The sequence below is a fragment of the Rhizobium sp. BK619 genome, assembly GCF_014195245.1.
Taxonomy (GTDB): Bacteria; Pseudomonadota; Alphaproteobacteria; order Rhizobiales; family Rhizobiaceae; genus Rhizobium; species Rhizobium acidisoli.
Genome location: NZ_JACIBH010000015.1, coordinates 129,922 through 143,557, shown reverse-complemented (window position 1 = coordinate 143,557; position 13,636 = coordinate 129,922). Strand labels below are relative to the sequence as shown.

Annotated in this window: 16 protein-coding genes; 12 read left to right on the top strand and 4 right to left on the bottom strand. The window is 61.0% G+C overall.

Annotated features, from left to right (window positions below; all coding sequences use genetic code 11):
• Positions 1-477: 477 nt before the first annotated feature.
• From FHX14_RS26860 to FHX14_RS26830, 7 genes are all read left to right on the top strand, one after another.
• On the top strand, positions 478-1,065 hold the full coding sequence (locus tag FHX14_RS26860) for a hypothetical protein (protein ID WP_184379885.1): 588 nt from the start codon (positions 478-480) through the stop codon (positions 1,063-1,065).
• 321 nt (positions 1,066-1,386) lie between these two features.
• Positions 1,387-2,313, top strand: a complete 927-nt coding sequence (locus FHX14_RS26855; protein WP_184379883.1) for a zincin-like metallopeptidase domain-containing protein — start codon at positions 1,387-1,389, stop codon at positions 2,311-2,313.
• Positions 2,314-2,410: 97 nt separating this feature from the next.
• The gene (locus FHX14_RS26850) at positions 2,411-2,734 is read left to right on the top strand and encodes a DUF2958 domain-containing protein (RefSeq protein ID WP_184379881.1); all 324 of its coding nucleotides are present in this window, start codon (positions 2,411-2,413) and stop codon (positions 2,732-2,734) included.
• A gap of 165 nt (positions 2,735-2,899) precedes the next feature.
• On the top strand, positions 2,900-3,169 hold the full coding sequence (locus tag FHX14_RS26845) for a type II toxin-antitoxin system Phd/YefM family antitoxin (protein WP_184379879.1): 270 nt from the start codon (positions 2,900-2,902) through the stop codon (positions 3,167-3,169).
• Positions 3,162-3,584, top strand: coding sequence for a hypothetical protein (locus FHX14_RS26840; RefSeq protein ID WP_184379877.1), 423 nt, complete (start codon positions 3,162-3,164; stop codon positions 3,582-3,584). The genes FHX14_RS26845 and FHX14_RS26840 overlap by 8 nt, the downstream gene beginning before the upstream one ends.
• A 608-nt stretch (positions 3,585-4,192) precedes the next feature.
• Complete coding sequence (locus tag FHX14_RS26835) at positions 4,193-4,510, top strand: DUF736 domain-containing protein (protein ID WP_130815734.1); 318 nt, start codon at positions 4,193-4,195, stop codon at positions 4,508-4,510.
• Between the two features lie 315 nt (positions 4,511-4,825).
• Entirely contained in the window at positions 4,826-4,993 is a 168-nt protein-coding gene (locus tag FHX14_RS26830; RefSeq protein ID WP_184379875.1) for a hypothetical protein, read from the top strand.
• Positions 4,994-5,064: 71 nt separating this feature from the next.
• On the opposite strand, the gene FHX14_RS26825 is transcribed toward FHX14_RS26830, so the two are convergent.
• Together FHX14_RS26825 and FHX14_RS26820 are read right to left on the bottom strand one after the other, a co-directional pair.
• Complete coding sequence (locus FHX14_RS26825; protein ID WP_112401277.1) at positions 5,065-5,343, bottom strand: HU family DNA-binding protein; 279 nt, start codon at positions 5,341-5,343, stop codon at positions 5,065-5,067.
• A 56-nt stretch (positions 5,344-5,399) separates the two neighbouring features.
• A complete protein-coding gene (locus FHX14_RS26820; RefSeq protein WP_184379873.1) occupies positions 5,400-5,693 on the bottom strand; it encodes a WGR domain-containing protein in 294 nt (97 codons plus the stop codon).
• Between the two features lie 143 nt (positions 5,694-5,836).
• On the opposite strand from FHX14_RS26820, the gene FHX14_RS26815 reads away from it, so the two are divergent.
• Both FHX14_RS26815 and FHX14_RS26810 read left to right on the top strand, forming a co-directional pair.
• A complete protein-coding gene (locus tag FHX14_RS26815; protein ID WP_184379871.1) occupies positions 5,837-6,058 on the top strand; it encodes a hypothetical protein in 222 nt (73 codons plus the stop codon).
• A gap of 436 nt (positions 6,059-6,494) precedes the next feature.
• A complete protein-coding gene (locus FHX14_RS26810) occupies positions 6,495-6,971 on the top strand; it encodes a hypothetical protein (protein WP_184379869.1) in 477 nt (158 codons plus the stop codon).
• 1,182 nt (positions 6,972-8,153) lie between these two features.
• On the opposite strand, the gene FHX14_RS26805 is transcribed toward FHX14_RS26810, so the two are convergent.
• Both FHX14_RS26805 and FHX14_RS26800 read right to left on the bottom strand, forming a co-directional pair.
• Entirely contained in the window at positions 8,154-8,900 is a 747-nt protein-coding gene (locus tag FHX14_RS26805) for an SDR family oxidoreductase (protein ID WP_184379867.1), read from the bottom strand.
• Positions 8,901-9,431: 531 nt separating this feature from the next.
• Entirely contained in the window at positions 9,432-9,887 is a 456-nt protein-coding gene (locus tag FHX14_RS26800) for a YciI family protein (protein ID WP_132575280.1), read from the bottom strand.
• Between the two features lie 507 nt (positions 9,888-10,394).
• On the opposite strand from FHX14_RS26800, the gene FHX14_RS26795 reads away from it, so the two are divergent.
• From FHX14_RS26795 to FHX14_RS26785, 3 genes are all read left to right on the top strand, one after another.
• Positions 10,395-11,513, top strand: a complete 1,119-nt coding sequence (locus FHX14_RS26795) for an alpha/beta hydrolase (RefSeq protein WP_130815729.1) — start codon at positions 10,395-10,397, stop codon at positions 11,511-11,513.
• A 143-nt stretch (positions 11,514-11,656) separates the two neighbouring features.
• A complete protein-coding gene (locus FHX14_RS26790) occupies positions 11,657-12,205 on the top strand; it encodes a YbhB/YbcL family Raf kinase inhibitor-like protein (RefSeq protein WP_132575276.1) in 549 nt (182 codons plus the stop codon).
• 316 nt (positions 12,206-12,521) lie between these two features.
• Positions 12,522-13,535 carry a zinc-binding alcohol dehydrogenase family protein gene (locus FHX14_RS26785; RefSeq protein WP_184379865.1) on the top strand — a complete coding sequence of 338 codons (1,014 nt, stop codon included), beginning with the start codon at positions 12,522-12,524 and terminating at the stop codon, positions 13,533-13,535.
• The last annotated feature ends 101 nt before the right edge of the window (positions 13,536-13,636 follow it).

Below are 13,636 nucleotides of genomic sequence, written 5' to 3'. Positions count from 1 at the left end.
CTCTGGACTGTGTCGATCGTCCTCCGCCTTCGGCTCGCACCGACTTTGAAGCTCTATTGGCCGGCGAGGCCGAGGCCCGCGGCGACGCCTGATGCGGAACTGCACTAGGGTGCGGGACATACATGGAAATTCCCCGGGCTCCTGCTCCGGCTGCCCTTCCGCCGACCCCGACTTGGAACCAAACGCCGTGCCGCTCCTCCCCTCGGGTTTTGTCACGGTCGTAAACCGGCAGCCGCCCATATCAAGGTCGCGTTCCGCGCCGCGGAGCGGCCGGAACCGTCGTGCTCGGCAAAGGTCGGCCGCGTGCTGCGCCAGGGCTTGAAAGCCCCGCTTGTCCGCAACCGAGCTTCGCTCGCCTTGCCGGTCCCGGACCTTGCACATGGCCGCCTTGGCGCCGGTTTTACTCGACCGCACCCGAAGGGAAGACTGGCAAGGGGCCGGACTGAGCCTTCGGGAGATCGATGGAAGGATACTCCGATGACCAAGACCAACCGCTCCCCTCAGCAGACCACCCGCATCGTGCCGCTGCGCAAGGGCTCGACACTCGAAATGGTCCGCCTCACCTGCCCGGACACCACGCAGGCAAGCCGGATCTCCGAGAGTTTTGGTCTCGCGGTTCTCGATAGCACCGGTATCCGTGACCTGCACGAGCGGCTGATCACCGAAACTGCCGATGCCCTGAACGAAGGCCTCGCCGAACGGGCCATGCAGATCCATCTGCAGCGCATCGTCGGGGCCTATGTCGGATCAGCCCACGGCGCCGGGCAGTTCTACTCTCGCGCCGTAACGGATGCCCGCGACGCCACCGCCAAGGCATCCTGCGATGCCCGCGACGAGGACCTCGACGGTCCCGTCGGCTTGGACGGCAATGCCCAGCGCAAGCGCGAGTTTGCCGCCGACGTCGGTCTGCAGGCTCATGCGATCCGGATGGCAGCGGAGGGAGCCGTCGCCGCATACGAACTGGTCGTCGGCGAGACATGGAAGCCATTCGAACGGCCGGCCGAAAACAGCGGGCAGACGCTCGACCGCCGGGCGGCGGAGATGCAGATATCGGCTTTCGACTGAGCCGCGGTTGGGGGCGAGGCTTTGGCCTCGCTCCTTCCCTCTTTGTGAAGGGTTGTGTCCCGGAGGCGGCCCTTTTCGTGCTTCCTGGCCCCGGCGGTACATCAAGACAGTCAGGCAGAAAAGGCAAAACAATGGGAAAGAACCGCCCATCGCGGTCCCTCCCGGCTAACGGTCCTGCCGGAGCCGGCGGTCCGCTCAACGGCCTTGCCGCCCTCCACTCCGTTCCGGCCCTGACGGGTGCCCGGACCTCCTGACCGCTCCGGCTGGCGGACCTCCGTGAGGGGCCGCGATGGGCGCGGCCTTCAAATGGAGGTTCAGGAAATGAACAGCAAAGACAGAAACGACCGCGTCGACGTCTATACTCGCATCACCGAGCGCGTCGTCGCCAATCTCGAAAAGGGTGTGCGTCCATGGGTCCAGCCATGGAATTCAGGAAACGCAGCCGGTCGGATTACCCGTCCGCTGCGCCATAACGGCGAACCGTACAGCGGCATGAACGTGCTGCTGTTGTGGTCGGAGGGCATCGCTCGGGGCTTTGCCGCGCAGATCTGGATGACGTTCCGGCAGGCGTCCGAGCTTGGCGCTCATGTGCGCAAGGGGGAGGGCGGTACCACGGTCGTCTATGCCAGCCGCTTCACGCGGACGGAAACGGACGCTGGCGGCGACGAAGTCGAGCGGGATATCCCTTTCCTGAAGACCTATAGCGTCTTTAACGTCGAACAGATCAAAGGGCTGCCGGACCATTATTATCAGCACCCCGAGCCGATCATCGATCGGGCCGAGCGGATCGAGCATGCCGACCAATTCTTCGCCAATACCGGAGCCCTGATCCGGCATGGTGGCTCGCAGGCCTATTACGCTCCGGCTGGCGATTTCATCCAGATGCCTGCCTTTGAGAGTTTTCGGGACGCAGCCTCCTATGTCGCTGTGCTCGCGCATGAATCCGTGCATTGGACAGCGCATGCCGACCGTGCCGGCCGCGACCTCAGCCGCTATGCCAAGGACAGAAGCGAACGCGCACGCGAGGAACTGATCGCGGAAATCGGCAGTTGCTTCATTTGCGCTGATCTCGGACTTGTTCCCGAACTTGAGCCGCGTCCCGATCATGCCTCGTACCTGGCAAGCTGGCTGCGCGTTCTCTCCAACGATAAGCGAGCAATCTTCCAGGCCGCCGCCCACGCGCAACGCGCCGTCGCCTATTTGCATAGCGTGCAACCGGCGGCCGATGTCAAGCGGGAGGCGGCGTGATGGACAAGCTTCAACCGCTCGGTCCGCCATGCGTAGCTCTCCCGGCCGGCCGATCCTCCTATCCCGACGGCGCTCGGGCGGCTGATAGGAGGCACGCATGCGCCTCCTGACTTTGGAAATCCGCGCAGCCTTGCTGATTAATGGTCGCAACCGCGGCGCCGATCATGTCCCGGTCGTTAAATTCTTCAACCCTCTGGGAGAGGGCGTCTTTGGTCTCGCCGACGTCGGCTATCCCGAGCTTGGCTTCAGGGGCATTGCATCGCTTCGCCTGCCACGGGGCATGGGCATCGAACGAGATCTTCTCTTCGCCGGTCTCCTTCCCATCTCCGTCTGGGCGCAAACGGCACGCGAGATCGGCAGCATCAGGGCTGCGGAGCGGATGGTCCGTGCTGCTGCCCGTGCGCGCCGGGAGGAAAAGTGACGAGCCTCCACACTCTGCCATGGACCAACCCACAAAGACACGCCGCGCCAAGACGCGGCGTGCAGCCGGCGCCGGCAGTGTTGGCGTGGAGATGCCTTTGAGCCTGAAAGGTTGCTGTTTTCTGACTTTTCTGTATAATACAGAAATCTAATCAGGGAGCCTGTCATGGACACCAAAACCATTAGCACCGTGGAATTCATCCGCCACTTCGGGCGATATCACGATGAGGCACAGCGCTCGCCGATTACGCTTACCAAACATGGTCGGCCTTCCGTCGTCGTGCTCTCGGCGGATGTCTATGAGCGTCTGCTACGCGACGATCCGCGCCGCGTCTATGCCGCCGGCGAGACGCCGCCGGAACTGGCGGATCTGTTGCTGAGCGAACTCGACCGCCAGTCGGCCGCGTATCGAGAGGAGGGGGGCAAGGATGACTGATCGCTTCCCGAACGGCACCATCGTCAGCTATCCCTACCTCTGGCGCTGGCAGGCCGATGAGGGCCGCGATCATGGCGAAAAGGATCGGCCTGTCTGCCTGGCGCTGACTGTCGCCGATCCTCGCCAGAATATCACCCATCTTGTCATCCTGCCGATTTCCGGTACGCCGCCGCGCGCCGACCAGACGGCGCTTGAAATCCCCGACCTCGAACTGCGCCGCGCTGGGTTGTCGGTGTTCAAGCGCGGCTGGATCACCGTCAGCGAATACAACTATGACATCGCTGAACGGTCGTTTCATTTCGAGCCGACTCAGACGCCGCGCGGGCGCTTCGGACCGCGCTTTCTCGATGACATCCGCCAGGCGCTTCGCCCGGTCCTTGCCGCCCATCGCGGACGCGTCGATCGCACCCGATGAGAGCCGGGACAAAACCACCGTCGGCGAAGTCGGAAATCCAGATATCATTTTACCGGCGGGGGCGATCTATCTGTGCAGCGTTTCATCTCAGGTCGGCGGCGCCGAGCGACCGGGAGTGTGCCGCGGCTACCGTGTTTGATCGAGGAACTCGCCCCTCTGCTCAAAGCCTGTTCACTGCCGGCGAGCGCAGCCACCGAAGGATGATCCCCTGGGAGCGGCATCCGCGAAGTCTCCGACGGGTGGGCGACCATCCCCGTTTGATAGGCACCGACAGTACCCGAATGAGGCTGCGGCCGCGGTGAGCGAATGCCGACGGCGTTGCGCTCTGCCAGATTCCTTCCCGATCTACACCGGCACACCCACGCAGCCCTCGATGGATTGGGTGTGACCGGAGGACGACTGCGTCTCGATTGCCTGACCGCAACGGCTGGCCCGGACTATTTTCCGCCGGCGGGACGAGCCCGCCTTTGCATCGCGAAACAAAAAGCCCTTTCCAGCCGCCCTCCACGCTGTTCCGGCCCTGCGGGTGCAGTGGCGATCGCCACCGGCCCTGACACCCCCATCGAGGCCGCGGTGGGCGCGGCCCGAGAACGGAAAGGAACCAAGTCATGGCAGTCATCGGCGAATTCACCACCAACGGCAACGTCATTCAGGGCAACGTTCGAACCCTTACGGTCGGCATGAAGCTCCGCCTAACCCCAATCGAGCGCACCTCGCGCGACGCTCCCGACTTTCGGGCGCTCGCTCCCAACGGCGCCGAGCTCGGCGCAGGCTGGAAGGCAGTTTCGGGAAGCGGCGAGCCCTATATCTCGCTCAAACTCGACGACCCGAGCTTCAACGCTCCGATCAATGCGGCCCTGTGGCCGACTGAGGCCGAGGGCGACTACGTCCTCGTCTGGTCCCGCCCCAACCGCGAAGCCGCCTGATCCATGATCCAGGGGCCCCGCCGCAAGGTGGGGCTTCTCTCACTATGAAGAAGCGGCAACCAGGCATCGAGCCTGTTTGCCGCTTTCGGGTGCCATACGGAGAGGGAATGCCTGCTCAGTCCGCCCGAGGGTGCCATGGCGGCATAAAGGCCTCAAGGACGAGCGGTTCCCCCAAATTTCAGGCGCGGACCTGCGGCCCGAACCAGAAATTCGGCTCCCCCACCCGCCGGCTCCGCCGGTCGCTCCGCGATCCTTGACCCCTCCATGCCGCCATGACCGCGCACGTCGTCTTTCACAAACGTCAAGGAGACGACAATGACGAACGAACTGGAACGGACCATCGTGGAACTGCAGGCCGAGTTGCGCAACGCCGATCCGTCGGAGCGTCGCCAGATTGAGGCCGAACTCGATCTGGCGCTGGCCGAGCGCGAGGTCGTCATGGCCGAACAGGAAGGCCGCATCAGCGCCGAGCCGCCCTTCTGAGGGCGGCTTTTGCCATATCATCGAGCCTGGCGCACCGGATCGACCGGTGCCGTCAGGCTCGAAGCTTCGCTTCACTTGTTCAGCGCATCTTTCAAAGCCTTGGCGGGCGTGAAGGCCAGCTTCTTGGCCGCTGCGACCTTGATGGTCGCGCCGGTCGCCGGATTGCGCGCTTCGCGCTCCGGTGTCGCTTTGACCTTGAACTTCCCGAAGCCAGGCAGGCTCGTTTCGTTGCCGGCAATCGCGGCTTGAGTGATCGAGGCTATCACCGCTTCGACAATTGCCTTGCCTTGTGCCTTGGTCAGGCTGTGTTCGCCCGCGATCTTGTCGGCGATTTCATTCGTGGTGGTCACTCTACGTCTCCGCATCATTGTTGATACGGAATCCCTGACAGCGGATTTGGCCGATGTCATTGAGGCGGTGCGGCATGTGGCGTGGAATTGCCGGGATTTCCACAGTTTCCGACCGGTCGGTAGCCTTTGGCGCGCTTTGTCCGTGCCAGTTCCAGGAAATGCCGCGCAGCTTCCCTGTCGGTCGCGAACACCTCGCACTTCTCTCCGCCGCGTCTTCCAATCCGTCCCCAGCAGCGAACCACCGCCGTCTCGCCGAACAGGGTCGGCTGCATGGAGAGCGCATAATAGCGCGCCATGTTTTTCGTTGCGTCGATACGCTGGCAATAAAGCCTGAAACTATAGAGTGTCATGGTGAAACCATGACGAAGGCGTCCGCTCGCGTCCAACGACAGTTTTGAATCGATGCGAGGGTTCTGATTCACGACGTTGATGAGTGCTGGCGGTTGACGATCGGTCGCGGTAGAAGCCGCATTGCAACAATGGGCAGAGCATAATGGACGACGCAATCAAGATCGATAATCGCGGTGACTTCGGGCTTTGGGCGATTGAAGCCGCCAAGCAGATCGTCAGCGATCAGGGGTTCGAGCTGGCGAGAGCAGCGCGGGACGGGACGGAGGAAGAGCTTCGCTTGGCGGGAAACGCACTTGGCCAAGCGATCACCAAGGCACTCCTGGAAGTCTTTGATGGACTGCTCGGTGGTGGTGAGGACGACTAGCCTTGTTGTCTCGATCGGCGACGCAAAATCGCGTTCGACACAGAGTTGGTCGAGGAGAGCGGATCGTCCGCCCATCGATCTGAATCGGTCGATCCAGATCGATTTATCGCGGCAGATGGATGGGCCAGCGAAACGCGTGATGAGAGCAAACCGCGTGCGGCGGACGGTGCTATTCGCTTGCAGTCACCAAGCCCGCAAACGGTCACGGCGCCTGGTGGCGCCGTGGTCTATCTCTCTCTGACTTCCTATTGTCGCATTCGCCCCGGCGGCCTCAAGGACATCGCGGCCCCTCCAATTTTTCCGCCGCGCCGCTGACGCGACACGACAAAAAAATCGGCTCCTCCGCTCGCCGCCGCTGGCGGTCGCTCTCGCGATCCTTGACCCCTTGGGTCGCCAATGCGGGCACCTTTTCGTCAGAACGAAAAGGAGGCTTCTTATGTCTGATTTCAACTTTCTCATGCTTCATGCCAAGTTTGCCGGCTTCAAGCTTCTCGTAACCGCGAACCGTGTCGGTTTCGAGGATGAATTCTCAAAGATGCTCCACGACCGGCTGCTTGCCGGCCTCGATGGAGCGATCGACTTGACGCGCCATATCATTGCCCTGCAGCGTGAATTGATCGCTGAGGACGATACCGACGGGGTGATCTCATGCCAGCTTCAAGTTGAGGAGGAAATCCTTGCCAATCACGCGATCATCCTGCTCGATGAATTGGAGATCGGCTACGAAACCAATGAATATCGGGTCAACGGCGGCGAGTGGCATAACGCCTTGTCGGCAGACTGCGACGGCATCGAGATCCGCTATCCGACGACCGTCTCCGTGAGCGAAATGGAGATCGGCTCCCTCGCGACGATCATCCGCGATATTGCGCGGGAGACAGGCATTGCCATCAGCATTGCCCGTGTCGTTTAGGGCTGAGGTTGAGCGCGAGAGGCGGCATTGCCGTCTCTCGCTTCTTTCATGGTTGACCGCTTGCAGGCATCGAGCCTGCGTGCGGTAGTGAAGGGAAGGACTTGCCGCCTCACCCGTCAAACACTCCTCTCCCTGTGGTGCGGGTCAAGACCCGCCCGGCCTTTCGGGCCGGTTGGCGGACGCTGCCGCGACTTCCCCAAACAATGACGGACAGGACGGCTACCTTGCGCTGTGCCCTCATGTTTCGGGCGCCGGCTGCAAGTGGCCGTCCTCTCCTGCGGTGCGCTCACCGTCTCATCGCTCGTGTGCCATCGATGTCAGCTCCCTCCGGTCACGCACATCCCGGCACCTCACGACGACGGCTCGCTTCAGCATCTATCACTAAGCCGACTTCGGCACTGCTGTTCCTCCGGCGCTGTTGCTTTGTCTGATGACTCGCAACAGCATGGGCGCCTCGGGCACGGTGACGAAGTCGGCTTAGTGATAGATGGCAGGATAGGCTAACGGTATACCGTTAGCCGTGTCGCCCGCAGGGCCATTGTCGCGGCGGCGCATGCGATGCCCAGCCCTGGCGATGTTTGCCGGCTGATCGGACGGAAGACGGACTGGCGGATAGCCCGGCTTTTCTGACGCGGATCGCTCTACCGGAAGGGAAGACCGCCATGACCGGTAGTGCGTTCTAGGCCCCAGACCAACCGCTCAGCGAATAGGCAAATGCGCTAATCAGCGAGATAGCAATTCGGCGACTGTTCTAGACGGCGTATCCGTCACTCGGCCAATCAGTGCCCAGACAAATACGCGGATCGGTGATTGCGGAATCGAGATAGATGGCGAATGCGATACTGCGCGGACCGCAACATATGCGATTGGGCAAATGGTCATATCTGCGACGGAGTGCATCGGCGAATGTCTGAAGCGCGATATCGGCGAATGTGCGAATCGGTGTTCAAGCAACCGGGTGATTGTGCAGTAGCCCAATGCGCTCCATAAGGTGCTGCGTTTGCAGGATTAATATGCGGATTACGGGCGGTGGTGCTGGGCATTGGGATATGTTCATCGTGCCCGATCGTGACCACCACGGCTGATCATTTATGCACTCATCACGGACGGCAGCCTTGCTGAACTTGGTACAACAAGCAGTCTCATTCTAGAGACGTGTCACCTGCTCGTCCTGATGTTTTTTCAGACCGGCTGCGCTGTGGGCCGGAACAGGATTTCGTTAATATCGACGTCGTCCGGCTCGTTGACTGCAAAAGCAACCGTTCTGGCGAATGTGGCTGCCGGCACAGCGATTTCCGCGACGAAGGCCTTGGTCTCGTCATGGATGTCCTTCTCGCTGATATGGTCGTGAAGCTCAGTCTTGAGGGCGCCGGGCGAAATGATGGTTGTCCGGATGTTGTAAGGCTTCACCTCTTTGCGCAGACCCTCCGACAGCGCCCGCACCGCGAATTTGGTGGCACAGTAGACGGCCGCGCCCGGATCCACGACGTGGCCGTAGACGGAGGAGACGTTGATGATATGGCCCGATTTCTGCGTCTTCATATGCGGCAGAGCTGCAGCGATGCCATAAAGCACGCCCTTGATATTCACATCGATCATGCGGTCCCACTCATCGATGCGGAGACGTTCCAACGGTGCGAGCGGCATGAGACCGGCGTTGTTCAGCATGACGTCCAAGCGACTGAACTCGCGCACGGCTGTATCGACTAGACTTTTGACCTGGTCAGCGACAGTGACATCTGTCGCGATGGCCAAAGCCTTGTGGCCTGCTGCGTTCAGCTCCTGCGCCAGCGCCTCGATCCGATCGGCACGACGCGCGCCCATCACCACAGTCGCGCCGCGCTCGGCCAAGTGCCGGGCGGTAGCTTCGCCCAGGCCGCTGCTTGCGCCGGTAATCACAATCACCTTGCCGGCAATATTGTCAGACATGTGTATATCCTTCGGTCGGTTGTGCCGCTTCAACGGTCGGCCGCTTCCCATGGAAAACCTTGGCGACGGGATGAGCTCGACGCGGTCATAGAGATCGACGTGACCGGCCTTCCACCCAAAGCAGCTCCTTCGGCTCGGAGGCTTTGGAGTAGGCCAATTCGGTGAAATCTCTCGAGTGAGCTTAGTCCCCGGGGATAAAAAGAAGCGGCCCGGGCGACCCCGTCCCACGGTCTTGGAGAGGATAGAAGTTCACAAATTTCACGTTACGCCAGCGTGGTCATGGTGCTCTGCGCCGACGCGCCGGCGGACGTGAACTCCACTTCTGGACGCCGGTAGAAGTCAAAAACCTCGTCGCCGGTCGGGTGGCCAATTCGTTCAAGCGGAGCTCCTACGTATATCGCACTTCCCCTCCGTTGGCTTCGGCCGCACGTTGCCCAGCCGCGTCCGCTAGGAGCGAGACGAAAACAGAGGGCTCGTCTCAACGGTCCCAAGATCCGATGATCCGGCGAGAGAGGGAGCAAGCCCGTGCAGCTATTTGCCCTGAAAGGCTTTGATATTGGTGACCTGCCAATGGCGCACAGTCGCGCTTAGCACGTTATTTTGTATTCCAGGGTCCTGGCTCACCCATTGTTTCGCCGCTTCGATATTCTCAGCTTCGAACACGACCATGCCTAGCACCTTGTCGTCGGTGAGTGTGCCGAGTAGTCCGCCGGCTAGGAACTTGTCCCCGAGAGTTTGGCCGTAGGCAACGTGGTCCTTGATGTTGGCCTGCTCAGTGATGTTCTTGTTATCTTCATAGGCGGGACCGCGCTCGTAAATGACCGCGAAAACGCTGGCCTTCGCAGCGGCTGCGTCCTGCGCAACGGCGAGGGGCGCGAAGGTGGCAGCCGCGCCGAAAGCCGCGATCGCTGCAATAACCAGCGTCAGAATTGCGCGCCGGCCGGTAAAACTGCCCGCTCGAATCGCCTTGGTAATGTGCGTGTTCATGCCGGTATCTCCTTAACTGGGCTGACGTTAACGCAACCATACAAAGTATCGATTTCATTGATTAGTGGGCGCAAATCGCTAGGGCTTATGACAATGGCTCACTAATGTCGTTCGACTATCATCTCTCACCTGACATCTTCAAAAGCAGTTGCAGAAGAGCGAAGTTTCACCCGTGCCGCCGTCCGCTTCAGGGTGTCACACTCTGCCCTGAGCCATAAGACGTGGGGAAAATTGTTTTCAGTCTGCGTCTTACACGGCGGTCACGAGCAACGGGACGGAGCCCCGTTCCTCGTGGGCAGGAGAGGCCACGACTCCGCGTACTCACCATCGGATTGATGTGGCTCCTTGCAGGCGTCACTTCATTGAACAAGTCGCGTTTTTAACCTGATCGAGCCTTTCTCATTCATGAGTCCGATTCATCACTACAAGCGAGCCGGCCGATCTAATCCTTAGAGCCTCAGTCAATTACATACGACCCGTGCAACCGAACATCGAAGGAGGTTCGCCATGACCCAGCAGAATGAAATCCTGAACAAGCCCGAGCCGGTATCCGATCTTGACGTCGGCCGTCGTGAACTCCTGAAGCTCACGGGCGCCGGCGTGGCCGCGCTCGGAGCAATGTCCATCCTCAACATTCCCGTAACAGCGAGGGCCCAAGACATGTCGAATGGCGCCGACAATTTCTATAAGAGCGATAAGCTGAACTACCAGAAGGTCACGTTCAAGAACCAGTACGGGATGGACATCGTCGCCAACCTGTACACGCCCAAGAACGCGGATCCCGCGACCAAATATCCGGCCATCATCGCCGGCCATCCGAACGGCGCGGTCAAGGAACAGAGCTCCAGCCTTTACGCTCAGAAGCTTGCCGAGCAGGGCTTCGTCACGCTTGCGCCCGACCTGACCTTCTGGGGCGAGAGCGAGGGCCCACGTAACGCCGTCGCCTCCGATTTCTACACCGAAGTGTACATGGCGTCGGTAGACTTTCTCGGCACCCGGCCATTCGTCGATCGAGACCGGATCGGCATCGTTGGTATTTGCGGCAGCGGCGGTTACGCGATCAGCGCGGCCAAGCTTGACCCGCGTTTGAAGGCGATCGCAACCGTCAGCATGTATGACATGGGCTCGGTCACTCGCAATGGCCTCAACAAGTCGCAGTCGCTGGAACAGCGCAAGCAGGCGATCGCCGCCGCTGCGGAACAGCGCTACGTCGAGTTCCAGGGTGGCGCAAAGAAGTATGGCGACGGCATGCTTGAGACGCTGCGGCCCAACGCCCATCCGATCGAGCGCGAGTTCTTCGACTTCTATCGCACGCCGCGCGGCCAGTTCGTGCCGGAAGGCTCGTCGCTATATCTCACGACGAACCGCCCGATCACGGCGGAAATCAAGCAGATGAACTTCTATCCGTTCAACGACATCGAGACGATCTCGCCGCGGCCGCTGCTGTTCATCACCGGCGACCAGGCGCATTCCAAGGAATTCAGCGAGGATGCCTATGCCCGCGCCGCTGAACCAAAGGAACTGGTCTGGGTCAAGGGTGCAGGCCACGTTGATCTTTATGACCGGGTTAACCTGATCCCGTTCGACCGGCTCACGGCCTTCTTTCAACAGCACCTCGTTGCGTGAGTGACGCCTGGGAACAGCGCTGAAAGGCGCCGCTCTCAGCCACGCCGCCCGAAACCCACGGCCGGTGATAGGGTGACAGTGCCCAGCTCGAATAATCGACATAACAGTCCGCTCGGCGGCGCAACCAAAATGATGGTGATAAAATGAAAAAGATAGTTCTGGCGGCTGCCTTGTCGCTCTTAACGACGACGGCGAATGCCGCCGATATGCGTTTGTCGAGTTCCGATGTGGAGCACAACAAGCAATTGGCCGACCTGTACGTGCAGAACGGGTCCGGGTGCAGAGGCGGGGATCAATCGCCGGCACTGTCCTGGTCTGGTGCGCCTGACGGCACGAAAAGCTTCGCTGTAACCATGTACGATCCGGATGCGCCGACCGGAAGTGGATGGTGGCATTGGAGCGTGCTGAACATCCCGACCTCCGTGAACCATCTGGATCGGAATGCAGGCCAGCGCGATGGCAGCAAACTGCCTGCCGGCGCCGTGCAAGGCCGTACCGATTTTGCCATGCCCGGATATGGCGGAGCGTGCCCGCCAGCCGGCGACAAGACGCACCATTACCACTTCAAGATCTGGGCGCTGTCGGTCGAGAAGCTGGAAATCAACACGGAGATGAGCGCTGCTCAGGTCGGCTATATGGTCCGCTCGAACAGCCTAGCTTCTGCAGAACTTGTGCCGGTGTCGACGCGATAAATCCAGCGCAATCGCTGAGGAAACGCGGCGGGTCGCACGTCTCCTCAGCCCAACTTGCTTGATCGGCAAGTGACGGTCGCAGCTAGTCTGCGGTCTTGCTCGCGCGATCTCGCCGGCAGGACCCCGCGTTGCTGCAGGCGGCGGCAAACGACGGATAAGGCTCACCGTTAGTTTGGTAATGATGAACTAAGCGATAATCATAATGCCATTCGTTTGACATTAGGGAATTAATCATTAGGTTGGTGAGACGTGCTGGCTCGCGTCGCGATCATGTCGCGTCAGCAAATCAATCGCCTCAGCAGCTAAGGACAATGCCATGAAAGCAGTGGGTTACAGCAAAAACGGACCCATCGACCGCGACGATGCCCTGATGGACATCACGCTACCGAAGCCCGTTCCGACCGATCATGATCTGCTCGTCGAAATCTCGGCCACGGCCGTCAATCCGATTGACTACGAGATCCGCCGAAATGCCGCACCGGCAGACGGTGAGTTCCGCGTCCTGGGGTGGGATGCCGTTGGCATTGTCGTTGAGAAGGGTGGGCTGGTCGAAGGCTTCGAGATTGGGGATCGGGTCTACTACTGCGGCGCCCTTCGGCGGCAAGGGACGAATGCGGAGTTCAACCTCGTCGACGCCCGGATCGCGGCGAGAGCCCCGGCATCCCTCTCCGACGCCGAGTCGGCTGCTCTGCCTCTGACTTCCCTGACGGCCTGGGAAATGCTTTTTGAGCGCCTCGACGTGACGCGGCCTGTTCCCGGCGCGGCCGCGGCGGTGCTCATTATCGGCGGTGCCGGCGGTGTCGGGTCGATGGCGATTCAGTTGCTGCGTGCCCGAACCGACCTCACGGTGATCGCGACCGCGTCACGCCCGGAAACCAGGGAATGGTGCTCCAACCTCGGCGCGCATCATGTCGTCGATCACAGCCAGCCGCTGGCCCCGCAGATCGAGGCTCTGGGCATCGGCGCGCCGGGCTTCGTTTTCGCGACGGCCGGCTCAATCGAATATCGCGATGACATCGTCCAGCTGATTTCGCCGCAGGGGCGCTATGGTTACATCGACAGCCCGGCGGTGTTCGATGCGAACCCCTTCAAATGGAAGTGCATCTCCATTCACCTCGAAGCCGTCTTCATGCGCTCGCTTATGCAGACCGTCGATATGGGCGTTCAGGGCGACATCCTGCGGCAAGTGGCGGAACTGATCGAGGCCGGCAAGATCAAGACCACTCTGGCCGAAACTTTCGGCACCATCAACGCCGCCAATCTCAAGCGGGCGCACCGGCTGCTGGAGAGCGGCAGGGCACGCGGCAAGATCGTGCTGGAAGGGTTCTGATCGCGGGGCTGTCAGTCCCAGACCAACGGGCAAACGCAACGGGACGACGATCGGCGCGCGTCGCGCCAGCACGATCATGCTCCAGCGCCGTGGGATCGCTT